This is a genomic window from Streptomyces hokutonensis, from assembly GCF_000376565.1.
GTDB classification, from domain to species: Bacteria; Actinomycetota; Actinomycetes; order Streptomycetales; family Streptomycetaceae; genus Streptomyces; species Streptomyces hokutonensis.
Map to the genome: position 1 here is coordinate 54901 of NZ_BARG01000089.1, position 22747 is coordinate 77647.

Genomic DNA, 22747 nt, shown 5'->3' on the forward strand with positions numbered 1-22747 from the left:
GTTCGGAATCTGCGTGCCGACCGGCACTGGACATGGGCAGTCTATTCAGCGCCACTGATCACCAGGCTGAAGGGCTGCCCCGTGAACCGAGCTCTCCCCGCAGTACGGCTGCGCGTCCCCACCGACGAGGACGCCGTGGCCTGGCACCGGGTCTTCGACCACCCGGACGTCATGGAGTTCCACGGCGGCAGGCCGGCGGAACTGTCCGTCTACGAGGAGCTCACCGCCCGCCAGCGCCGGCACGACGCCGAGCGCGGTTTCTGCCTGTGGACCGTGCTCGACGACTCGGACCGCGTCATCGGCTTCACCGGCGCCCAGCCGTGGCCGCAGGACTGGGGGCCGAAGGGCGAGATCGAGATCGGCTGGCGGCTGGGGCGGGAGTTCTGGGGCCAGGGGTACGTCACTGCGGCGGCCGAGCTGACCCTGGAGCGGGTGCGGGCGGCCGGGGTGCCGAGCGTGGTGGCGATGGTGCTGGCCCGCAACACCCGTTCGATCGCGGTGACCAAGCGGCTCGGCATGAAGCTCGACGAGGTGTTCACCACGCCCTCGCGCGCGGAGGAGGGACACTGCTACCGGCTCGTACTGTAACTGGGAGTAACCAACAGCTACAGAACGACACTTGACGCTTCCGGTCGGGACCGGACCGGGGTTACCCTTCCGGTACCGCTGGGGGTGACATCTGTGCGCTTAACGCCCAAAACACCTGAAGTGCGCGTACCGCGGCTCGTCGGCCTGATGGCCGTGGACGCGCGCGAGACAGCCCAGGCCCGCGGCCTGTTCATCAACGCGCCGGACCGGCCCGACTTCCATCTCGCCGTCGTCGACTACGTCGTACGGCAGTACCCGCAGCCCGACGCCGAGGTGCCGCGGGACTCCATGGTCTACGTGTGGTTCGACTTCGGTGAGGGGGACGGCGGGGGCGGTATGCGCGAGCCGCGGATCCCGCGGCCGCCGAGCGGCGGGATGCAGCGCGAGCTGGACGAGCCGCCGGGCGACGCGTTCTTCGCGACGGTGATCAGCTGATCGACCGGCCCGCGGAGCCCACACGCCGTCAGCAGCCCGTGGCGCCCTTGAAGCCGCGGTGCAGGGCGACGATCCCGCCGCTCAGGTTGCGGTGGGCGACCTTCGACCAGCCGGCCTTGCGCAGGCGCTCGGCCAGCGCGGGCTGGTCGGGCCAGGCGCGGATGGACTCGGCGAGGTAGACGTAGGCGTCCGGGTTCGAGGAGACCGCGCGGGCGACCGGCGGCAGGGCGCGCATCAGGTACTCGGTGTAGACCGTGCGGAACGGCGCCCAGGTCGGATGCGAGAACTCGCAGATCACCACCCGGCCACCGGGCTTGGTCACCCGGTACAGCTCGCGCAGCGCGGTGTCCGTGTCCTGCACATTGCGCAGCCCGAAGGAGATCGTCACGGCGTCGAACGTGTCGTCCTTGAACGGCAGTTTCGTGGCGTCGCCGGCCGTGAGCGGCAGCCAGGGGTGGCGCTTCTTGCCGACCTGGAGCATGCCGAGGGAGAAGTCGCAGGGGACGACATAGGCGCCGCTCTGGGCGAACGGCAGCGAGGAGGTGGCCGTACCGGCGGCCAGGTCCAGGATCTTCTGGGCGGGGCGGGCGTCGACCGCCTTGGTGACCTCCTTGCGCCATCGGCGGTCCTGGCCGAGCGACAGCACGTCGTTGGTGAGGTCGTACCGTTCCGCCACGTCGTCGAACATCGAGGCGACTTCGTGCGGCTGCTTGTCCAGGGATGCGCGGGTCACGGGCCCATTGTGGCAGTACGGGCCGGGCACCCCGAAGGCGCCCGGCCCGTAGAACCCCTTATGAAAAGGAAGCCCCGAGACTTCACGACGGCAGGAGTCTCGGTTTCTTCTTCGCCGCCACGTCCTCCACCCAGCCGCACAGCACGATGAAGACGGCGATGAGAATCCAGCCGATGCCGAACATGAACCACTGGCTCCCCAGCGGCAGCCACTTCTCGAAGGCGGGCACCTTCCAGAACTGGTCGGTCAGCGGCACCGCCAGCACGAGGGCGATCTCGTGCCAGAGATAGATCGTCACGGCCCGGGAGTTGAAGATCGTGACGACCCGGTCGAGCCGCTTGAAGCGGGTCAGCCAGGCGAAGTCGATGTTGAAGTAGGCCTTGGCCCACATCAGCAGCATGACGTAACCGGCGGACCAGTAGGTCTGGGCGAGCGGGCTCTCGTCCAGGTCGTAGGTGCCGCCGGCCTCGGCCTGGTGCGTGAACGCGTACCAGCCGCCGAAGACGATCGCGGCGACCGACAGCGTGACCACCAGGAAGGGCTTCAGCTTCTGGAGCACACCGTCACGGTGGGCGAAGCCGAGGATCCAGCAGAAGAGGTACGTCGACAGGTCCCACAGGGCGTTGCCGAAGCGGTTGTCCGGCCCCGACCACACGAACTTCAGGACCACGATCGGCACCAGCGTCAGCAGCAGCACCGGGATCGGCGCCTTGCGGAAGATCCACAGCAGCGCCGGAGACAGCAGCACGAACCACAGATACGTCCGCAGGTACCAGAGGATCTCCCAGGCCTGAAGACCCCAGGCGTTGCCCGGCGGATCCCCGACCGGCACCACCCAGAAGACGATCTGCCAGCCCGGCATCCAGTCGTGGATCATCATCGCCACGACCACGAAGAAGCCCCAGAACCAGAACGGCGGCAGCAGCCTCCGCATCCGGCTCCTGACCACCTTGAACGCGGGCCGCTCCAGCGACTTCGCCATCAGCGTCCCGGCCAGCCCGAACATGATCCCCATCGAGGGGAACACCATCCCGCACCAGGCCCACCCGAAGGTGTGGTACGTCACCACCCGGATCAGCGCGACGGCCCGCAGGGTGTCGAAGTACCGGTCCCGGCCCGCCGGTTCGGGCGCGGCCTTCGACTCGGCAGCCTCCTCAACCACCTTCTCGCCCACCGGCTCCGGCTCGGAGTCCGTCTCGGCCTCCGGCTCCACCTCCGGTTCTACGACGGGAAGAGGCGCCGTGGCGTACACCGGCGGCCCGTAGTCGACGTACTGCGGAGGCTGTTGCTGCTGGTACGGCTGCTGGGGTTGCTGCGGTTGCTGATACGGGTACGGCTGCTGCGGCTGGCCGTACCCGTCGTAGCCGTAGGGCTGTTGGGGGTACTGGGGCTGTTGGGGCGGGCCGTAGCCACCCCCGTACCCCTGCTGCTGCTCCCAGGTCATGAGCTCGCCCCCGCAGGTGTGCCGACCTCGCCGGTGCGCTTGAGTTTCTGCCAGCGCAGCCGGCCGCCGGTCAGGGCGGTGATGCTGGAGTGGATGAGGACCAGGTACATCATCTGGCGGTAGGCCAGTTGCTGCAGCGGCATCATCAGCAGATAGCGGTACTTCTCCCGGTCCAGCCTGAACGCGTAGGCCGCGCACAGGAGTTGGATGCCGAGGACCGCGAACCACATCGCGAGGGACGCCCAGAAGTCGACGAAGATCATCGAGTAGACGGTGAAGACGTCGATCAGCGGGGCGAAGACCGGCGTGATGATCTGGAAGATCACCACCAGGGGCATGCCGACCCGGCCGAAGCGGCCCGAAGGACCCTTGTCCGTAAGGGACTTGCGGTGCTTCCACAGGGCCTGCATGGTGCCGTAGGACCAGCGGTAGCGCTGCGACCAGAGCTGCTTCAACGAAGCCGGGGCCTCGGTCCAGGCCCTGGCGTGCTCCTGGTAGACGACCCGCCAGCCCTCGCGGTGCATGGCGATGGTGATGTCCGTGTCCTCGGCGAGGGTGTCCTCGCTCATGCCGCCGACCTGGAGCACCGCCTCGCGGCGGAACGCGCCGATCGCGCCCGGGATGGTGGGCATGCAGCGCAGCAGGTCGTACATGCGGCGGTCGAGGTTGAAGCCCATCACGTACTCGATGTGCTGCCAGGCGCCGATGACCGTGTTGCGGTTGCCGACCTTGGCGTTGCCCGCGACCGCGCCGACCTCGGGGTCGGCGAAGGGCTGCACGAGCTGTCGTACGGTGTCGGGTTCGAAGACGGTGTCGCCGTCCATCATCACGACGATGTCGTAACTCGCGCTGCGCACACCGTTGTTGAGGGCGGCGGGCTTGCCCGCGTTCTCCTGGCGGATGACGCGGACGTTGTCCATGCCGAACGAGCGGGCCGCCTCGCGGGCGATCTCCGAGGTGCCGTCCGAGGAGCCGTCGTCGACGACGATGATCTCGATCGGGTGGGTGCTCTTCGCCAGCGACTCGAGGGTGTTGGCGATGCACTCCTTCTCGTTGTACGCCGGGACGATGACGGTCACCGGGCGGGTGACGGTCGGACCCCAGCTGAACCGGCGTTTGTTGCGCTGTCTGTAGTGGCGGCGGGCGAGGATCAGCATCATCCCGAACCGGCTCATCACGGCCACGCCCACGACCGTGAGGCCCGCCGCGAGTCCCGGCACCACCCACTCGGCGACCATGACGGCGTAGATGAGCGCCTTGCCCTCGTAGAGGGTCATGCCGGTCGCCTCGCGGTGGGCGCCCTGCTGGATGGAGATCGTGCGGGTGCCGTTCTGGGTGCCGCCCGTGCCGCCGGCGGCCGAACCGACCGTCTGGCCGCCGCCGGGGGTGGTGCCGGCGGGCGCTCCGGAAGGTGCCGCGGAGGGCTGCGCGCCGGCCTCGACGGTGCCGGTGCTCGTCCCGGCGGCCGCACCCGCGCCCGCGCCGGCGCCCGTGCCGTTGGCCGCCCGCTCGGCGGAGGTGTTCTTGGCGATGGCGCCGCTCACGGTGGTGAACGTGTAGCCCTTCGCCTTCATCTTCTCGATGTACTGCGGCAGCGCCTTCATGGTCTGCGAGCGCACACCGCCGGCGTCGTGGAAGAGCACCGAGGAGCCCGAAGTCCCGGACGGCGTCGCCCACTTGATGATCTTCGCGACACCGGGCTGCTTCCAGTCGTCGCTGTCGGTGTCGACGAAGACGCTGGTGTAGCCGGAGGCGCCGAGCTTCTTGTAGACGGGGTAGCTGTAGTTGTCGATGGCGTCCGTCTCCGAGGAGTACGGCGCGCGGAACAGCGTCGTCGTGATGCCGGCCGCGCCCGCGAGGGCCAGCTGCGTCTGTTCCATCTCCCGCTTGATGCGGGCGTCGCTCTGGTAGGAGAGGTCGACGTGGGTGAAGGTGTGGATGCCCACCTCGTTGCCCTGCGCGACCATCTGCTTCACGATGCTCGGGTAGCGCGAGACCATCGAGCCCACCAGGAAGAACGTGCCCGGCACGTCGTACTTCTGGAGGATCTTCAGGACCGTGGGCGTGTAGGTGGGGTTCGGGCCGTCGTCGAAGGTGAGGACGATGGTCTTCTTCGGGATCGTCTGGGTGACCGGCTTGCCGTTGCGGAAGGTCAGGATCGGGCCGCCGTTGAGCACCTTGTCGGGGACCTTGCTGGCGCTCGCGCCGTCCCGGACGCGCTGGTCGCCGCCGACTTCCGCGCGCAGGTAGCCGTCGAGCAGCATCACGCAGGTGAGGCCGAGGAGAAGCAGCAGGGCGAGGATCACTCGGGGCCGTTGGAGCGCGGCGGCCTTGCCGGCCGCGCGCTCCATCCGAGTGGGGGCGCGTCGGCGCCCACGCGAGGGAGTCGTCGTAGTCATGGCTGCGGTGGCGCTCCGGTCAGTGTGCGGTGGCTGAGGAGGACGGGGCCGCACTCGTGGAGGCGCCCGAAGGGATGTCGGTCGGAGCGCCGGTCGGAACACCGGAGGGCGCTACGCCGCCTCTGCCACCGTTGGGGCCGTAGCCGCCCCCGGGGGCCGAACCGGCCTGGCCGCCGCCGAACGGCAGCAGTGAGGAGGGGTTCATGGAGATGCCCCAGCCCATGAACGCCATGCCGAGTACGAACGCGTACCCCAGGCAGACGGTGCCCATGAGGAGGCCGATCCGGCGCAGCACCTTTGACCGGCGGCCGGAGTTGTCAACGAACACGGGGCCTTCTGCGGACCCGTTGCCGGCTTTGCGGCGGCGACCGCGCGCAGAGGCGTGGTTATCGATGGCGGACTCGGATTGCATTCCCCAGACATTAGGCCGCCTTTATGTGACCAAAACTCTGGTTCTCTTGTGAGCCCGCCAAGAAAAACTCCGCAACCTGTGTCTTTTCTTAGAGAACCCAGGAAATGCCTTATGAACGGCCGGTGTCAGTAGTGTCCTCAATCTTCCGCTTCGTCGCCCGACTTGACCGTTTCGAGCTTCGATACCCGTGGGTTTCCTATGTTTCCTCTGTCTTCGTAAGACACAGCCCCATGTGCTTCATTTAGGCTTCGGAAACCGACTCTGTTTCCATCCTGAGACAGAAATCACCGTCCCGAGACGGAAAGGGTGCATGCTCATATGAGGAGTTTCCTGAAACCGGCGGCCGGGCTCACCTGCTTGTTTGCCCTGACGGTCACCGGCTGCTCCTCGAGCTCCGACGACTCGTCCGACGCGGCCCCGTCGGCGACCCGGGAGGCGAGTACGAGCCCCGCCGAAAGCGCCTCCCCGACGCCGTCGGACTCGTCGTCGAGCACGTCCTACGCGCCGTACGTCAGCGTCACGACCGCGGACGACACGGACAGCACGGGGTCGCCGTCGACGTACAACCTCGCTTTCGCCATCGCCAAGGGCAGCACCTGTACGCCGGAGTGGAACGGTACGACCGCGATCGGCAACGCGGCCGTGAAGTCCCGGATCGCGGCGCTCAAGACGTCCGGCGCGACCGTCCGCGTCTCCTTCGGCGGGGCGTCCGGCAAGGAGCTGGCCGAGACCTGCACGAGTGTCACCGCGCTCGCGAAGGCCTACGGCGAGGCGCTGGACGCGGCGGGTTCCACCCAGGCCGACTTCGACATCGAGGGCGACACGCTCACCGACTCGGCGTCGGTCGCCCTGCGGTCCAAGGCGATAGCCGCGCTCCAGAAGGAACGCACCGACCTCAAGGTGTCCTTCACGCTGCCCGTGATGCCGTCCGGGCTCGACTCGGACAGCCTGGCGCTGCTGGAGTCCGCGAACGACAACGCGGTCCAGGTCTCGACGGTCAACATCATGACGATGAATTACGGCGAGTCGTACACCAAGGACATGGGCGACTACGCGATCACGTCCGCCACGGCCACGCACACCCAGTTGAAGAAGGTCTTCGGGCTTTCGGACGCCGGGGCGTGGCAGGGGATGGCGCTCACCTCGATGATCGGGGTGAACGATGTTTCCGGTGAGACGTTTTCGCTCTCGGACGCGGCGCAGGTGCGGACGTTTGCCGAGGAGAAGGAGATCGCGTGGGTGTCGATGTGGTCGACGTTTCGGGATCAGCAGTGTGAGAGCGGGTCGTCCGATGATGATGCGGCGACTGACTGCAGTGGGGTGACGCAGAGTTCGGGGGCGTTCGGGGAAGCGTTTGCCGGGTGACGGGTGCGTTGCCGAGTGACGGTGCGTTGTGGCTGTGCGCGCCCACGCGGCGGAGCCGCACAATGTCACAGCCCCGCGCCCCTATTTAACTCAGCGGAGTCTGTGAACTAGCCGACCTGCGCACACCGTTGCAACGCAAGCGCCGGCCTCGTCGAATACGGCGAGGTCGGCTCGGCCACGGTCGGCGGCGGTTGGGTGCGGGAGGATCTGGACGTCGTTCCGTTTCGCCGCCGAGCGGAGTTCGGCCGAGTCGACGTGCTTCTCCAGGACAGCCGTCGCGCCCGACTTGAGGACGGCGTGGATCCGCTCCCGTGGGCTCGGGGCGTCCGGGAGTGGGCCCTCGTGGACGCGGGCCGGGCCCAGGACGCCCGGCCAACTCCGCACCCGGGCGCCGGGAAAGCGGGCCCGGATGTCCGCCAGGGTCCCGACGCCCGCGATCCGGGCCCCCTCGACGGCCACGGCCCCGCCCTCGTCCGCCGTGTGAATCGTCAGCACGGCAGCCCTAGTTGGCGGACAGGAGCTTCAACTCGGGGTGGGCCGTGCCGCCTTCGATCGCCGTGGACGAGATGTGGGACATGACCCGCTCGTCGACGGGGTCGTTCGCCGGGTCGTCGTGGACGACGATGTGCTCGTAGGTGGTGGTGCGCTGGGCCGGGACGCGGCCCGCCTTGCGGATCAGGTCGATGATCTCCAGGCGGTTGGAGCGGTGCTTGGCGCCGGCCGAGGAGACGACGTTCTCCTCCAGCATGATCGAGCCGAGGTCGTCCGCGCCGTAGTGCAGGGAGAGTTGGCCGACCTCCTTGCCGGTGGTGAGCCAACTGCCCTGGATGTGGGCCACGTTGTCCATGAAGAGCCGGGCGATGGCGATCATGCGCAGGTACTCGAAGAGCGTGGCCTGCGTGCGGCCCTTGAGGTGGTTGTTCTCGGGCTGGTAGGTGTACGGGATGAAGGCCCGGAAGCCGCCCGTCCGGTCCTGGACGTCACGGATCATCCGCAGGTGCTCGATGCGCTCGGCGTTGGTCTCGCCGGTGCCCATGAGCATGGTCGACGTGGACTCGACGCCCAGCCCGTGCGCGGTCTCCATGATCTCCAGCCAGCGCTCGCCGGACTCCTTGAGGGGCGCGATGGCCTTGCGGGGGCGCGCGGGGAGGAGTTCCGCTCCGGCGCCGGCGAAGGAGTCCAGACCGGCCGCGTGGATCCGCGAGATGGCCTCCTCGACGGAGACCTTCGAGATGCGGGCCATGTGCTCGACCTCGGACGCGCCGAGGGAGTGGATGACCAGCTGGGGGTACGCGGCCTTGATCGCGGCGAAGTGCTTCTCGTAGTACTCGACGCCGAAGTCCGGGTGGTGGCCGCCCTGGAACATGATCTGCGTGCCGCCGAGTTCGACGGTCTCGGCGCAGCGGCGCAGGATGTCGTCGAGGTCACGCGTCCAGCCCTTGGCGGTGTCCTTGGGGGCCGCGTAGAAGGCGCAGAACTTGCACGCCGTGACGCACACGTTCGTGTAGTTGATGTTCCGCTCGATGATGTACGTCGCGATGTGCTCCGTACCCGCGTACCGCCGCTTGCGTACGGCGTCGGCGGCGGCGCCGAGCGCGTGCAGCGGGGCGTCGCGGTAGAGGTCGAGCGCCTCTTCGGGGGTGATGCGCCCGCCCTCGGCGGCACGGTCGAGGACGGACTGAAGCTCGGCCTTCTCGGTCACCGGGAGGTCCCTTTCGTCAAGGGTTGTGGACGGACCTTGCCAGCCTACGCCAGCACATATCGCGTCCCGACCTCAGGCCGTGTACGCCCCGACCAGCAGCCCGAGGAACGCGCCCGCGAGCAGAAACGGGCCGAAACGGACACCGACCCGCCGTCTCCGGCCGAGGACACCCCCGTAAAGCCCCCTGAGCACAAACCCCGCGAACGCCCCCAGCATCAGCGTCGGCCACCCGTACCACCCGAGTACGGCCCCGGCCCCGACCGCGAGTTTCACCTCCCCGGCGCCCAGGCCACCGGCGCCGGGGTCGAGGCGGGACAGCGCGTAGTACGCGGCGCCCAGTGCGAGTGCCCCGCGCAGTGCGGTCGTCCAGTCACCGGCGTGTTCGGGCAGGAGGGCGACGACACCGAGGAGGGCGAGGGCGGCACCCGCGGCCGGGAGCGCCAGGTCGGTGACGGCGGGCAGCAGCGCGACCGGTGCGAGCAGCAGCCAGACCGCCAGTTCGGGCCTGATCCCGGTGGCGACGGCGAGGGCGACGCACACCAGGATCACGAGGAGCGCGGTCCCGGCACCGCGCCGCCCGGCCCGCGCGACCACCGCGCCCGCACCGGCGCCCCACACTCCCGCGAGGGCGATGAGGAGATGGTCGTAGTCCATCGGACCGCTACCCGACCTTGGACAGCCGGGCGGTCGGGGAGCCCTCGGCCGAGCTGTCCGAGGCGTAGGTGAGATCGTCGCCGGTGGGGGTGAGGGTGACCGTGTGGGCGGCCTGGTTGCACACGTCGCGGTTGGTCCTGGCGCCCGCGGCGCTCGCGACGAGCCGGGTCTTGGTCACCTGCTTCAGGGTCAGTACGTCGTCGCAGACCCCGCCGAGCTGGTCGGTCTGCCGGAGGACGCCCAGCTGCTGGCCGACGCCCGCCTTGGCGATCGTGAGCCGGAAGCTCCCGTCCGGGAGGGTGCCGCCGAGTGCGGTGCCCTCGCCCTCCCAGGTGCCGAGGTAGGAGGCGGGGACGGACTGCAACGAGGTGGGGACGGGTGAACTCGGGCCGCTGCTCGGCTCCTTGCTGGACGCGCCGGTCGTCCCGCTGCTCGGCTCACCGCTGTACTCGTTGCCCGGCCCGCCGGTCGAGGTCGCCGTGGGGGCCGAACCCGCGGACGTGTCCGAGCCCTTGTCGCCCGGCTGGATCCAGTACAGGAAGGTCGGCACGAGGGTCGCCACCGCGAGCGCCCCGGCGACGGCCAGGGCGACGGTGCAACCGACCCTGCGCCCCCGCCCGTCCGCGCCCGGAGCCGACGTGGCGGCGACGGACACGGAGAACTTCCCCGGCCGCTTGCCGGAGTCCGGCGGGACGGTGTCGCTCAGGGGCGGACCGTCGTGCGGAGGCGTGTCGCGAGGCTCGGGCACAAAAGGCCCCACAGGCGGCCCCACCGGCTGCTTCGGCATCACCGGCGCCGGCCCGAACGCCCCGCCCTCGGCGGTGCCGACCCCCGCCCCCACCGAAGGACTGCTGAACGCCACCGGCCCCGACGGCACTCCCTCGGCCACCCCCGCCGCCTCAAGATTCAGCAGCTGTACGGCACTTCGGCTGACCTGCTCGACCAGCGCCCCCGGCAGCCACCCGCCGGCGACCAGCCGCGCGGCACCTTCGGGAGCGAGCCGCCGGGACACCTCGCCCGGACTCGGCCGCGAGGCGGGGTCCTTGACGAGACAGGCCATGGCCAGCTCCCGCAACTCGCCGCCCAGCTTCCCCAGTTCGGGTTCCTCGTGGACGACCTTGTAGAGCAGCGCCGCCGAGGAGTCACCGCGGAAGGGCGACTCACCGGTGGCCGCGTAGACCAGCACGGCACCCAGAGAGAAGACATCGGACGCCCCCGTCGCGCCCTTCCCGAGGATCTGCTCGGGGGCCATGTAACCGGGCGAGCCGACGGAGACACCGGTGGAGGTGAGGGAGGCGGTGCCGTCCGTGGCGCGGGCGATCCCGAAGTCGATGAGCAGGGGCCCGTCGAGAGTGAGGAGCACATTGGACGGCTTCACGTCCCGGTGCACGAGCCCCAGTTCGTGGACGGCCGTCAGCGCCTCGGCGAGCCCCGCGCCCAGGGCCCGTACGGAAGCGGTGGGCAGTGGCCCGCCGTCGGTGACGGCGGCGGAGAGGGAGGGCCCCGCAGCGTAGGCCGTAGCCACCCACGGCACGGAGGCCTCGGGGTCCGCATCCAGCACAGGGGCCGTCCAGGCACCCCCCACCCGGCGCGCGGCGTCGACCTCGCGGCGGAAGCGGGCGCGGAACTCCTCGTCGAGCGCGAAGTGCGGATGCACGATCTTGACCGCGACCGTACGGCCGCCCGCGCTGCGCCCGAGATAGACCCGGCCCATCCCGCCGGAGCCGAGCCGTCCGAGCAGCCGGTAGGGCCCCACGACCGTGGGTTCGTCAACGCCGAGCGGTTGCATGCCGTCCACCCCTCCCCCGTACGACTTCCAGCAGGGTAGTGCGCCGCGCCCCTCCGGTTGCTACGGCTGGAGGAGATCCACCTTCAGTTCGGCGGGGAAACCGTTCGCCGTTCCCAGCCGGCGGGAGAACTCGGTGACCGCGGCCAGTTGGGGTGCGCCGAAGCTGAAGTCGAGGGTGGTGAAGTACCGCTCCAGGACCTCCTCGTCGAAGTCCTCCCAGCGGGCGGCCTGTTCGGCGACCTTGCCGACCTCCTCGAGGGAGAGGTTGCGGGAGGCGAGGAAGGCCTCGTGGACCTTGTGGGTGATCTCGGGCTCGCGCTCCAGATAGTCGCGGCGGGCGGCCCACACGGCGAAGACGAACGGCAGCCCGGTCCACTCCTTCCAGAGCGTGCCGAGGTCGTGCACCTCCAGCCCGAAGCGGGGGCCGTCGACCATGTAGGCGCGCAGGGCCGCGTCGCCGATGAGTACGGCGGCGTCGGCCTCCTGCATCATCAGGCTCAGGTCCGGCGGGCAGGTGTAGTAGTCGGGCTGGACGCCGTAACGGTCGGCGAGGAGGAGCCGGGCGAGCCGGACGGAGGTCCGCGAGGTCGAGCCCAGGGCGACCCGGCGGCCGTCCAGCTGGTCCAGCGGGACCTGCGAGACGATCACGCAGGACATCACCGGGCCGTCGCAGCCGACGGCGATGTCCGGGAAGACGACCAGGTCGTCCGCGTTCTTGAGGAACTCCGCGGTGGCGATGGGCCCGATGTCGAGGTCGCCCTGCACCAGCTTCTCGTTGAGCTTGTCCGGGGTGTCCTTCGTCAGCTCGATGTCGAGAAGGGTGCCTGTCCTCGCGAGCCCCCAGTACAGGGGCAGGCAGTTCAGGAACTGGATGTGGCCGACGCGCGGCCGGGTGCGAGAATTGTCCACAACGCGAGGCTAGACCTCATGAGGTACGCTCCATACTTCGGCCCCACAGTCAAGCCTTTGGCGATCTTCAAACGTCCGGGTGATGTGATCTTGGCCTCTATTGCTTTCGGCTGCCCGCGTGCTAGGCTCGCCGCAAGTTGCAGTTTGGTTTCCCTTGCAGTACAGAGCCTGCGGAGCATGTAACCGCAGGCTCTAGTCGTTTTCAGACGTATGCAGTAGTGCGGGACTTGTTTTCACACTTGCAGGGTTCTGGAGCAGGGCAACCCTTTGGGCCCAAGGAGGGCTTATGGCTACCGGAACCGTGAAGTGGTTCAACGCCGAAAAGGGCTTTGGCTTCATCGCCCAAGAAGGCGGCGGCCCCGACGTCTTCGTTCACTACTCCGCGATCAACGCGAGCGGTTTCCGTTCGCTGGAGGAGAACCAGCAGGTCTCCTTCGACGTGACCCAGGGCCCGAAGGGCCCGCAGGCGGAGAACGTCACCCCCGTCTGAGTCACACGATCGTAGTTATTCGGTCTCGGAGCCTGGTGCTTTGATCCGGAACAGATAGCAGTACCCAAGGAGCCCCGCGCCGCAAGGCGACGGGGCTCCTGCCTTTCCCCGTCCGGGCCTCACACGTGCTGCATGACGAGCACGAACATGGTCCCGGCCGCCAGCGCCTCGTACGTGTGCGGCACATCCCCGCGATACGCCATGTAGTCCCCCGGCCCGAGCTCCACCGCCCCCTCCCCCGGTCCGGCCTTCACCCGCCCCGCGCTGACGACGATGTGCTCCACCGTCCCCGGGATGTGCGGTTCGGAGTCCCGCACGGTCCCGGGCTCCAGCCACACGTAGTAGATGTCCCGCCGCGCCCCCGGCGGGCTCGCCGAGAGCAGCGTGGCCGTATAGCTGGACTGCTCGGAGTGGACGGTCGGCCCGTCCCCCGCGCGGATCACCTGCACGGACGGCGCCGGCGGCTCCACCAGCGCGCTGAACGGCACCCCGAGCGCGACGGCCAGCGCCCAGATCGTCTCCATGCTCGGATTCCCGCCGGCCGCCTCCAGCTGCGACAGCGTGGACTTCGCGATGCCGGCCCGCTTGGCCAGCTCGGAGAGGGAGAGCCCGACGCGGGTGCGTTCCCGCCGGAGCGCGGCGGCGATCCAGTCGAGGGGAAGCCGGGCCGGCACGTCGGAGATGTCGGACGTCACGTTCGCTCCATGGTCACTCGCGTTCGCTCCATCGGTACGATTGTTCGCCTTGACGAACGAAGCCTCTGCTGTTCATTGTAGAGAACATGCGTACGGCAGAGCGAACATCCTCTCTCGCGGTGCTCCGGGAAACAATCCGGGACGCCTCCCTCGTCTGGCTGGCCGGCGGCATCGTGGGCGTCTCCTTCGGCGCGATCGCGGTGGCCGGCGGCCTGCCGGTCTGGGTCCCGATCGCCATGTCCCTGCTCGTCTACGCGGGCTCGGCGCAGTTCAGCGCGGTAGGCGTACTCCTCGCCGGCGGCGGCCCGCTCGCCGCGACGGCCACCGGTCTGCTCCTCAACACCCGCACCGCCGCATACAGCCTCGCCGTGGCCGACATCCTGGGCAGCGGCCGCCTCGCCCGGCTGGCCGGCGCGCACCTCGTGACCGACGAAACGGTGGCCTTCGCCCTCGCCCAGCAGGATCCGCTACGACGCCGGACCGCGTTCTGGGTCTCCGGGCTCGGCCTGTTCGCAGCCTGGAACACCGGGGTGCTGATCGGCGCGCTCGCCGGCGGCGCGCTCGGCGACACCGACGCGTACGGCCTGGACGCGGCCTTCCCCGCCGTACTGGTCGCGCTCACGCTGCCCGCGGTGCGGAAGGAAGCGGGTGTACGGCGGTCCGCACTGTTCGGCGCGACCGTGGCGGTCGCGGTGACGATGACGCCGGGCGTCCCGGCCGGGGTGCCGGTGCTGCTGGCCCTGGCGGGGCTCGCGCTGTACCGGCGGGGGGCGACGGCATGAGCCCGACGGTGGCCGTGATCCTGGCGCTGACGGTCGGGACGTACGCCTTCCGGCTGGTCGGGACGTACGCCTTCCGGCTGGTCGGGCCGGTGCTGCACGGACGGGTCGAACTCTCCGCCCGCGTACAGGAGTTGCTGTCCGCCGGCGCGGTGGTCCTGCTGGTCGCGCTGCTGGCGACCGGGGCACTGACGGAGGGCGGCGGCTTCGCGGGGTGGGCCCGGCCGGCCGGGGTGCTGGTCGGGGGCGTACTGGCGTGGCGGCGGGCGCCGTTCGCGGTGGTGGTGCTGGGTGCGGCCGGGGTGACGGCGGTGCTCCGACTGGCCGGGGTGGCCTGAACCGGCGTGCGTGGACCGGGCGTTGTCAGGTTGTCAGTGGGCGTCGGTATGGTCCCCGCCCATGACATCGACACCATCGACGCCATCCGCCGAAGCCGACTTCGTGACCACCACCAGGATCTTCTACGACGCGGTCGCCGAGGACTACGCGGAGATGTTCGCCGAGGAGCTCGCCGGGCCACGGGACGGGGCGGTGCTGGCCGACTTCGCCGAGCTGGTGAACCGTGGCGGAGGCGGACAAGTGGCCGACCTCGGCTGCGGACCGGGCCGTACGACCGCCCACCTCGCCTCCCTCGGCCTGGACGTCTTCGGCCTCGACCTGTCCGGTTCGATGCTCGAGATCGCCCGACGCGAGAACCCGGACCTGCCCTTCCGGCAGGGCTCGATGCTGGAGCTGGACATCCCCGACAGGACGCTCGCGGGGGCCGTCTCCTGGTACTCGTCCATCCACACCCCTGTGGACCGACTCCCGTCCCTCTTCGCCGAGTTCCACCGCGTCCTGGCCCCCGGCGGCCATCTCCTGCTCGCCTTCCAGGCGGGCGACCACCCCCTCACCCTCGACCGTCCCTTCGGCCACCCGGTCCGCCTGGACTTCGAACGGCGGCGACCGGAGGCGATGGCGGAACTGCTGGAGGCGGCGGGATTCGCGCTGCGGTCACGGACCGTACGGGAGGCGAACCCGGAACTCGGGGAGTCGTCAGCGCAGGCGTTTCTGACCGGTCGTAAGACCGCGGCTGTGCTCTAGGGCTCGGCGGGCGCCGACCTCGCTGGGGTATTCCCGGACGGTGAAGATGGCGATCACCGTGCCGACGCACCAGGCGAAGAGCGCGGCACGACCGGGAGTACGAGCAGCGCGGGGAGGAACAGGGCACGGCCCAGGTTCTGGCCGCGTTGCGTCCCGTACCGCTTCTCGATCCAGGCCTGCTCGGGAGTCGGCGGGTCGAGCATCTTCTCGCGGATGGCCCGGTGCTGTTTCACCCACGCCCACACCAGGGCCACGCAGGCCGCGGCGATCTGCGTCCAGTCCCACAGCATGCGCGGGAGCGGGGGCAGATGGACGCGGAACGACTGGTAGAGCTCGACGGCAACACCGCACATCAGGCCCATCAGCACGACCCAGAGAGCGCGCCCGAAGCCCGTCGCAGCCAGTAGCCCACGCCGCGCTCGTACCAGGTCCTGCCGAGCCCGGGGATCTTCGGGATGTCGGAGGGGATCATGTTCCGGACGGGTGCTCCTGGAGCCAGCGGCGGGCGCCGACCTCGCTGGGGTACTCGCGGACCGCGAACGCGGCGATCACCCAGCCGACGCAGCCCGCCACGAGGGCCGGGGCGACCGGTGCCGCGACCAGCCACAGGGCGCGGCCCGCGACGGCCAGTCCGGTGGAGCGCCGGGTCTCGTCCCGCTTGGCCCGACGGGCTTCGCCGGGCGTGGGCGGGTCGAGCAGCTTCTTGCGGAGGTCCCGCCGCTGTACCCGCCACCCCCAGGCAAGGGCCACGACGGACAGAGCGGCCTGCGCCCAGTCCCACACGGTGCGCACGGTGGGCGGCAGGCTGGTGCGGAAACTCCCGTAGAGGACGAGCGCGATGTAGCAGAAGAAGGCCAGCACGGCGAACCAGAGGAGAGCGCCGGAAACACGGCGCAGCCAATATCGGGTGCCACGCTCGTACCAGGTGGTGCCGAGCCCGGGGAGGGCGGGAATCCTGGCCGGGGTTCTGGGAGCCGCGCCCTCAGAAGATGCTTTTGATGCCATGCCAGACGTCATCCTTCAGTCGTACGAAGTCATGCCCGGTCTCCGTCATGACATTGCCGGTGCCGTGCAGCACCCCACCGACGACCCCGTGGTCGTGGATGTCCTCGCTCCAGTGCTCGTGGAAGGCGTGGTCGATGACGCCGGTCGCCCCGACGACGATCGCGCCGCCCACCCCGGCCACGACGATCGCGGGCGCTTCGAACGGTGCGGCAGCCACCAGACCGGCCGTGATGGCCGCACCGGTGACCAGCCCCGCCACGTTGGCACCGCCGTCCACCGCGACCGAGTGCTGCCAGGACCAGCCCTTGTCGTGATCGTCGGATGCCTCCAGCAGCCCGCAGGCGCCGGCCGCGGCGACATCCAGGACCGGAATCTCCTTGAGGAAGTCCGGCAGCTTGTCCAGGCTCTCGCCCGTGCGCAACGCGTCCGCGGCGTCCCCCAGTTTGACGTTGAGGGCGCGGTCGTAGGGCAGCTTCGTGCTGCCGTTGTCCGCGGCGGCGATGTCGTCCTCCAGGGACCGCACCTTGGCGACCGCGTCCGCGTAGGCCCCCTTGGCCGGGAGATCCTTGGGCAGTGCGCGGCCCGCCTTCTGGAACGCCTTGCGTTCTGCGCGGAGTTCCTTCTTGGCTGCCTGTGCCTCGGACTTGGCGTCGTCGATCTTGGTGCGTGCCTTGGCGCCGTCGACCCGGGTGTCCTCGGCGTCGAACGCGTACAGGCCCCGCAGGTAGTCCGCGAGGGTGACCTTGTCGCCGGTCGACACCGCCGCGGTCACCTGCTCGTACAGCCCCGCGAGCCGGTCCGCGGCCACCAGCCGGGCCTGCTGGGCGGTGTGCAGGACCTCCTTGCGGACCGTGTCGTACTCGGTCATCGCGGAGATCGCCTTCTGGTCCGCCGCGCTCGGTGGATCAGCCGTGACCATGGCCAGCGGCACACCCTTGTCCCCCATCGGAACGCCCTTGCCCGTGGCGACGTGTTCGGCGTTCTGCAGCGCCGTCTCGCACGCGGACAGCGCGTCGGCGAGGGTGTCGAGGATCTCGCCGGCGGAGTGCACCAGACCGGCGAAGGCCCCGGCGGTCACCGCGTCCTCGGTGTACGTGGCGCGGAAGGACTCCGCCGACTCTCCCTTCCAACCCGCGTCGTCGACCAGGGCGTCCACCGCGCGCGTGAGCGGAGTGATGACGTCGTCGAGCTTGTCCTTGGCGTTCTTGTATGTCGTGGCCATCGTGCGGAGTCCGCCGATGTCGCCGCCGACCCAGCTGTCGGTCATCGGCCCCTCATCCCGCCATCAGGTCTTCGAACACGCCGTGGACGTCGATGTCGTGCCGGTGGAAGGAGTCGCGCGCGTACGCGACCTTGTCGCCCCGGTCGTCCAGCCGGTCGGCGAAGCCGATGTGGAGGGCGACGATGAGATCGGCGACCTCCTTGATGGCGTGGTCGAGGCCGGCGTCCCCGCCGCTCACCACGGGCGGGGCCACCTGGTCGTGCAGCTTCCGGTAGTCCGTGGCCTGGTCGTGGAACGTCGAGACCATCGAGGTCAGGTCGCTCATGACCGCTTTGAAGTCGGCCGACATCAGCGCACCTCCCGCGCGTAGGCCGCCAGATCGGCCACCTGCCAGTTGCGTTGTCCGGGAGCCACCCGCGGGTCGAGCAGCACGGTGACGCCCCGCTCGCCCACTCCTTCGGCCAGCGGCCCCAGGGAGGTGGCGACCCACGGCTGGGCCTCACCGAGCGCGGTGACCAGCTTCTCCAGGGTCGTGAAGGCGAAGGCCACGGCCCCGGTCGCGTCGGTGGGGTGCGCGAAGAGCTCGTACGCGACGAACGGCACACGAACCGGCCGCCCGTCGTCGTCCACCGCGTCGACATACCGAGGATGAGCAGGCACAAACACAGCCGTCTCGTACGGCGGCACCCCGGGCCGTGGCCCCGGCTGCCCGTCCGCCGAAGGCCCCGGTGGCGGTGTCGCCTCCGCGTAGTCGAGCAGGCTCGACCGGCGCACCTCGGGCACCTCCGCCGGCGCCGGCCCCTGCGCGTACTCAAGAAGGCGTGAACGGTTCGGCTCCCCCACCGCCGTCTCCTCTTCCCCGTAGGTCGTGATCGTCGCTGTGGACGTGTTCGCGCCATCACAGTAGCCACCGACCGAGGGCCCAAATCCGGCTATGTCCGCCCTACCGGCCCGTTGCATGCGCAATGCATACGGCCGCTTGGCAACGGCCTGGCCATCCCTTGACCGCGTGATGACCAGGCCGCGCCGGCAGCCCTACGGCCGCTACAGCGCCCCCGCCAGATCCAGCGCCGCCACATACCCGAACGTCATCGCCGGACCGATCGTCGAGCCCGCGCCCGCGTAGCTGTGGCCCATCACCGCCGCGCTCGCGTTGCCCGCCGCGTACAGACCGGGGATCACCGAACCGTCCGCCCGCAGCACCCGCGCCCGTGCGTCCGTGCGCATGCCGCCCTTGGTGCCGAGGTCGCCGGGGACGATGCGGAGGGCGTAGTACGGGGGCAGCCAGAGCGGGGCGAGGCAGGAGTTGGGGAGGATCGCGGGGTCCGTGTAGTAGTGGTCGTAGGCGCTGTCGCCGCGCCCGAAGTCGGTGTCCTTGCCGCTCGCCGCAAGGGAGTTGAAGCGGGTGACGGTGGAGCGGAGGGCCGCCGCCGGGACGCCGATCGACGTGGCCAGGGCGTCCCAGGTCCACGCCTTGTAGGCCGCGCCCGAGCTGTACCAGTCGTCGGGGAAGGCGAACGTCGGCAGGATGTCCCTGAAGAGGTAGCGGTTGCGGTAGTTCTGGTCGACGATCAGCCAGGCCGGGATGTCGGGGGCGGCGGCGTTGCGGTCGTACATCGTGTGGACGACGTCGCTGTAGGGGGCGGCCTCGTTGACGAAGCGGGAACCGGCCTGGTTGATCAACAGGCCGCCGGGGAGGGTGCGTTCGGCGAGGCAGAAGTAGGGGTCGGCGGGGAGCGGGATGGCCGGCCCCCACCAGGCGTCGTCCATCAGCGCGAGGGAAGCGCCCACCCTCTGACCCGCCTGGATGCCGTCGCCGGTGTTCTCCTTCGCGCCGACCGTCCAGTCCGTGCCGATGGGCTGGCGCTGGTACTGGGCGCGCATGGCCGCGTTGTGCTCGAAGCCGCCGGAGCCGACGACGACCCCGCGCCGGGCGCGGACCAGTCCGGCGGCTCCGTTGCGGGTGACGACGGCTCCGGTGACCGTCCCGGCCTCCAAGTACAGGTCGGTCAAAGGGGTGTTGAGCCACACGGGCACCTGCGCGGACTGGAGTCCGGCGCGCAGACCGGCGGCGAGGGACTGCCCCATGGTGAGCGGCTTCTGCCCGAGCAGCGCCGCCTGCGTCCCCCGGGCCAGGCACGCGGTCGCCACGGCGGCACCCTTGACGTTCACTGCGGCCAGGTCGAGCCACTTGTAGTCGGCGCTGAAGACGACCATGCCGGCCGGAACGGCGAGGTACGGCGGGTTGAGGTGGGCGAGTTCGGCGCCGAGGATGTTGCCGTCGAGCTGATCCGGTTCTATGGAACGGCCGTTGGGCAGGCCGCCCGGCAACTCCGGGTAGTAGTCGCTGTATCCCTCCATCCAGCGGAAGCGCAGCGGGCTGTTCGCCATGACGAAGGAGATCATGGCGGGGCCGTGGGCGAGGAAGGACTGCTGGCGGTCGGCCGGGACGTCGGCGCCGACGACGGCCGCGAGGTAACTGGCCGCCTTGGCGGGGGTGTCGGGGACTCCGGCGGCCAGGATCACCGGGTTGTTCGGGATCCAGATCCCGGCGCCCGAGCGGGCGGCCGAGCCCCCGAAGGTCGGCGCCTTCTCCACCACGACACAGCTCAGACCCTGTTTGGCGGCGGTCAGCGCGGCGGTCATCCCGGCCGCTCCGGACCCGATCACCACGACGTCGTAGGTACCGAGGAGGGGGAGGTCGGCCGCGTGGGCCGAGGTGGAGACTCCGGCGGCGGCGAGTGCGGCGACCGCACCACCGGCCAACACGCTTCTTCTGCGCGGGAGTTCCGCATGTGCGTCCGTGCTCGGGGTCATGGCCGCTCCAGCCCGACGGGGAAATGGGCTGGGAATGTCGCGCGGGGGTCTTGTGAAGTCAATAACCAGGTCCACACCAAGACGCCAAATCGCCCCGAACGGCGCTTAGTTCGCGTACAGCGCCTCGATGTCCCGCTCGAAGTCCCGCATCACGACCTCGCGCCGCAGCTTCATCGACGGCGTCAGATGTCCGGCCGCCTCGGTGAAGTCCACCGGGAGGACGCTGAAGCGGCGGATGGACTCGGGGCGGGAGACGAGCTTGTTGGCGTCGTCGACGGCGCGTTGCAGGACCGCTCTCAACTCGTCGTCTTCGACGAGGAGTTCGGCGGGGACCGGGTGCTTGCCGTTCATCTGGCGCCAGTGGGTGATGCCTTCGAGGTCGAGGGTGATGAGGGCGGCGACGTAGGGGCGGCGGTCGCCGACGACGATGCACTGGGCGATCAGGGGGTGGGCGCGCAGCCAGTTCTCCAGCGGGGCCGGGGCCACGTTCTTGCCGCCCGCGGTGATCAGGATCTCCTTCTTGCGGCCGGTGATGGTCAGATAGCCCTCGTCGTCGAGGTGGCCGATGTCGCCGGTGGCGAGCCAGCCGTCCTGGGAGGCGGGGGCGACCCCGTCGCCGTGCGGGTCCCAGTAGCCGCGGAAGACCTGGCCGCCGGCGAGCAGGATCTCGCCGTCGGAGGCGATCCTGACCTTGGTGCCGGGCATCGGCCAACCCACCGTCCCCAGCCGGGGTTTGAGGGGCGGCGTACAGGTCGCGGCCGCGGTCGTCTCGGTGAGGCCGTAGCCCTCGAAGATCTCGATGCCCGCGCCGGCGTAGAACGCGGCGAGCCGGCGGCCCAGCGGGGAGCCGCCGCAGATGACGTAACGGAGCTTGCCGCCAAGGGCGTTGCGGATCTTGCGGTAGACGAGCGGGTCGTAGAAGGCGCGGGCCGTCCGCAGCGGGCCGCTCGGGCCGGAGCCCTTGCCGGACTGGCGGGTCTCCAGAGCCTCGCCGTAGCGGACGGCCGCATTGGTCGCGCGGTCGAAGATCTTGCCGCGGCCGCCCTTCTCCGCCTTCGCCCGGGCGTTGTTGAAGACCTTCTCCAGCATGTACGGGATGGCCAGCAGGAAGGTCGGCTGGAAGCTCGCCAGATCCGCCAGCAGGTCCTCGGACTTGAGGCTCGCGGCGTGGCCGAGGCGGACCCGGGCGCGGATGCAGGCGACCGCGACCATCCGGCCGAAGACATGGGAGTAGGGGAGGAAGAGGAGCGTGGAGGGTTCTTCGTTGGGCTTGTTCTTGAAGACGCCGTAGAGGAGTTCGATCGCGTTGTCGACCTCGGCGAGGAAGTTGCCGTGGGTGATCGCGCAGCCCTTGGGGCGGCCGGTGGTGCCCGAGGTGTAGATGACGGTGGCGAGCGTGTCGGGCAGCAACACCCCACGGCGTACGGCGACTTCCTGGTCCGGGACGGTCCGGCCCAGCTCGGCCAGCCGGTCCAGGTGGCCCTTCTCGAAGACCCACATGTGGCGCAGGTCGGGCAGCCGGGGCGTCTCCGGGCCGAGCGACGAGGCCTGCGCGACCGTCTCGGCGGCCATCGCCACCGCGCCCGTGTCCTGGAGGATCCAGCGGATCTGGAAGAGGGAGGAGGTCGGGTAGATGGGGACGGTGACCAGACCGGCCGCCCACGCGGCGAAGTCGAGGAGCGTCCACTCGTACGACGTACGCGCCATGACGGCGATCCGGTCGCCCGGCTGGAGGCCCTCCGCGATCAGCCCCTTGGCGACGGCCTGCACCTGCTCGGCGAACTCGGCCGCCGTGACGTCCGTCCAACTCCCGTCCTCCGTCTGCCTGCTGAGGACCAGGTGGTCGGGGGCCGCCGCCGCGTTCTCGAACGGCACGTCGGCGAGCGAGCCGTGCGTGGCCGGTGCCACCAGCGGCGGTACGGAGACCTCGCGGACCACGCCGTCCAGCCGCCGTATCTCGGGCTCCACGAGTACGGGCGCGCCGTCGTAGTCGTAGCCGGACGGGTAGGCGAGGGACATGGCAGCTCCTGAGGCGTGCAGCTTGTACCGCTCTGCTGCATTAGGTACGCGTGGTGCGTACCGAGGTGTTCATCCACGACCGACGGCCGGGTGTTACCTCGGGTCAGGTCGAAGATCGTACGGGCCCCTCGTGGGGACTTTGTGCGGGTTCGGGGGTGGTACCGGGCCGGGCCTGTGCAACCTCGGCGGGTTCGCAGCGTTTTGTCG

The 22747-nt window shown here is 69.9% G+C and carries 24 protein-coding genes; 7 read left to right on the top strand and 17 right to left on the bottom strand.

Annotated features, from left to right (window positions below; all coding sequences use genetic code 11):
* Positions 1-54: 54 nt before the first annotated feature.
* A complete protein-coding gene (locus SSP08S_RS45360; protein ID WP_078532757.1) occupies positions 55-588 on the top strand; it encodes a GNAT family N-acetyltransferase in 534 nt (177 codons plus the stop codon).
* Between the two features lie 120 nt (positions 589-708).
* Positions 709-1023 (top strand): PASTA domain-containing protein, encoded by a 315-nt coding sequence (locus SSP08S_RS45365; protein WP_019074295.1) that lies wholly within the window; start codon positions 709-711, stop codon positions 1021-1023.
* A gap of 28 nt (positions 1024-1051) precedes the next feature.
* Here SSP08S_RS45365 and SSP08S_RS45370 read toward each other — a convergent pair whose 3' ends face one another.
* The 4 genes from SSP08S_RS45370 to SSP08S_RS45385 form a co-directional block, all read right to left on the bottom strand.
* Positions 1052-1756: a demethylmenaquinone methyltransferase gene (locus SSP08S_RS45370; protein ID WP_019074296.1), complete on the bottom strand. Its 705-nt coding sequence runs from the start codon at positions 1754-1756 to the stop codon at positions 1052-1054.
* A gap of 82 nt (positions 1757-1838) precedes the next feature.
* Positions 1839-3200, bottom strand: a complete 1362-nt coding sequence (locus SSP08S_RS45375) for an acyltransferase family protein (protein WP_019074297.1) — start codon at positions 3198-3200, stop codon at positions 1839-1841.
* On the bottom strand, positions 3197-5599 hold the full coding sequence (locus SSP08S_RS45380; protein ID WP_026179386.1) for a bifunctional polysaccharide deacetylase/glycosyltransferase family 2 protein: 2403 nt from the start codon (positions 5597-5599) through the stop codon (positions 3197-3199). The genes SSP08S_RS45375 and SSP08S_RS45380 overlap by 4 nt, the downstream gene beginning before the upstream one ends.
* A 19-nt stretch (positions 5600-5618) precedes the next feature.
* The gene (locus tag SSP08S_RS45385; RefSeq protein WP_019074299.1) at positions 5619-5927 is read right to left on the bottom strand and encodes a hypothetical protein; all 309 of its coding nucleotides are present in this window, start codon (positions 5925-5927) and stop codon (positions 5619-5621) included.
* Between the two features lie 402 nt (positions 5928-6329).
* Between SSP08S_RS45385 and SSP08S_RS45390 the strand changes: the two genes are divergently transcribed.
* Positions 6330-7376 carry a chitinase gene (locus SSP08S_RS45390; RefSeq protein ID WP_019074300.1) on the top strand — a complete coding sequence of 349 codons (1047 nt, stop codon included), beginning with the start codon at positions 6330-6332 and terminating at the stop codon, positions 7374-7376.
* 90 nt (positions 7377-7466) lie between these two features.
* On the opposite strand, the gene SSP08S_RS45395 is transcribed toward SSP08S_RS45390, so the two are convergent.
* The 5 genes from SSP08S_RS45395 to SSP08S_RS45415 form a co-directional block, all read right to left on the bottom strand.
* On the bottom strand, positions 7467-7871 hold the full coding sequence (locus SSP08S_RS45395) for an imidazolonepropionase-like domain-containing protein (protein WP_019074301.1): 405 nt from the start codon (positions 7869-7871) through the stop codon (positions 7467-7469).
* A 7-nt stretch (positions 7872-7878) separates the two neighbouring features.
* Entirely contained in the window at positions 7879-9078 is a 1200-nt protein-coding gene (gene mqnC, locus SSP08S_RS45400) for a cyclic dehypoxanthinyl futalosine synthase (RefSeq protein WP_019074302.1), read from the bottom strand.
* Positions 9079-9150: 72 nt separating this feature from the next.
* On the bottom strand, positions 9151-9732 hold the full coding sequence (locus SSP08S_RS45405; RefSeq protein ID WP_019074303.1) for a hypothetical protein: 582 nt from the start codon (positions 9730-9732) through the stop codon (positions 9151-9153).
* 7 nt (positions 9733-9739) lie between these two features.
* On the bottom strand, positions 9740-11521 hold the full coding sequence (locus SSP08S_RS45410) for a serine/threonine-protein kinase (protein ID WP_026179387.1): 1782 nt from the start codon (positions 11519-11521) through the stop codon (positions 9740-9742).
* A 60-nt stretch (positions 11522-11581) separates the two neighbouring features.
* Positions 11582-12430 carry a menaquinone biosynthetic enzyme MqnA/MqnD family protein gene (locus SSP08S_RS45415; protein WP_019074305.1) on the bottom strand — a complete coding sequence of 283 codons (849 nt, stop codon included), beginning with the start codon at positions 12428-12430 and terminating at the stop codon, positions 11582-11584.
* A 286-nt stretch (positions 12431-12716) separates the two neighbouring features.
* Between SSP08S_RS45415 and SSP08S_RS45420 the strand changes: the two genes are divergently transcribed.
* Positions 12717-12920: a cold-shock protein gene (locus tag SSP08S_RS45420; protein ID WP_003992177.1), complete on the top strand. Its 204-nt coding sequence runs from the start codon at positions 12717-12719 to the stop codon at positions 12918-12920.
* A 119-nt stretch (positions 12921-13039) separates the two neighbouring features.
* Here the strand turns inward: SSP08S_RS45420 and SSP08S_RS45425 are convergent, their stop codons facing one another.
* The gene (locus tag SSP08S_RS45425) at positions 13040-13615 is read right to left on the bottom strand and encodes a helix-turn-helix domain-containing protein (protein WP_019074306.1); all 576 of its coding nucleotides are present in this window, start codon (positions 13613-13615) and stop codon (positions 13040-13042) included.
* Between the two features lie 86 nt (positions 13616-13701).
* Between SSP08S_RS45425 and SSP08S_RS45430 the strand changes: the two genes are divergently transcribed.
* The 3 genes from SSP08S_RS45430 to SSP08S_RS45440 all read left to right on the top strand — a co-directional run bounded on the left by SSP08S_RS45430 (position 13702) and on the right by SSP08S_RS45440 (position 15477).
* A complete protein-coding gene (locus SSP08S_RS45430; protein WP_026179389.1) occupies positions 13702-14397 on the top strand; it encodes an AzlC family ABC transporter permease in 696 nt (231 codons plus the stop codon).
* Positions 14394-14732: an AzlD domain-containing protein gene (locus SSP08S_RS45435; RefSeq protein WP_026179390.1), complete on the top strand. Its 339-nt coding sequence runs from the start codon at positions 14394-14396 to the stop codon at positions 14730-14732. Before SSP08S_RS45430 ends, SSP08S_RS45435 begins: the two co-directional genes overlap by 4 nt.
* A gap of 61 nt (positions 14733-14793) precedes the next feature.
* A complete protein-coding gene (locus SSP08S_RS45440; RefSeq protein ID WP_026179391.1) occupies positions 14794-15477 on the top strand; it encodes a class I SAM-dependent methyltransferase in 684 nt (227 codons plus the stop codon).
* Positions 15478-15530: 53 nt separating this feature from the next.
* Here the strand turns inward: SSP08S_RS45440 and SSP08S_RS58825 are convergent, their stop codons facing one another.
* The 7 genes from SSP08S_RS58825 to SSP08S_RS45475 form a co-directional block, all read right to left on the bottom strand.
* The gene (locus SSP08S_RS58825; protein ID WP_245608084.1) at positions 15531-15845 is read right to left on the bottom strand and encodes a hypothetical protein; all 315 of its coding nucleotides are present in this window, start codon (positions 15843-15845) and stop codon (positions 15531-15533) included.
* Between the two features lie 100 nt (positions 15846-15945).
* Positions 15946-16482 (bottom strand): hypothetical protein, encoded by a 537-nt coding sequence (locus tag SSP08S_RS45450; protein ID WP_043260266.1) that lies wholly within the window; start codon positions 16480-16482, stop codon positions 15946-15948.
* Positions 16460-17749, bottom strand: a complete 1290-nt coding sequence (locus SSP08S_RS45455; RefSeq protein ID WP_019074313.1) for a WXG100 family type VII secretion target — start codon at positions 17747-17749, stop codon at positions 16460-16462. Before SSP08S_RS45455 ends, SSP08S_RS45450 begins: the two co-directional genes overlap by 23 nt.
* Positions 17750-17756: 7 nt before the next feature.
* A complete protein-coding gene (locus SSP08S_RS45460; protein ID WP_019074314.1) occupies positions 17757-18053 on the bottom strand; it encodes a DUF6317 family protein in 297 nt (98 codons plus the stop codon).
* Positions 18053-18547, bottom strand: coding sequence for a hypothetical protein (locus tag SSP08S_RS63895; protein ID WP_245608085.1), 495 nt, complete (start codon positions 18545-18547; stop codon positions 18053-18055). Before SSP08S_RS63895 ends, SSP08S_RS45460 begins: the two co-directional genes overlap by 1 nt.
* Positions 18548-18748: 201 nt before the next feature.
* Positions 18749-20521 carry a 3-oxosteroid 1-dehydrogenase gene (kstD, locus tag SSP08S_RS45470; RefSeq protein WP_019074316.1) on the bottom strand — a complete coding sequence of 591 codons (1773 nt, stop codon included), beginning with the start codon at positions 20519-20521 and terminating at the stop codon, positions 18749-18751.
* A gap of 105 nt (positions 20522-20626) precedes the next feature.
* Complete coding sequence (locus SSP08S_RS45475; RefSeq protein WP_019074317.1) at positions 20627-22540, bottom strand: AMP-dependent synthetase/ligase; 1914 nt, start codon at positions 22538-22540, stop codon at positions 20627-20629.
* Positions 22541-22747 lie beyond the last annotated feature (207 nt).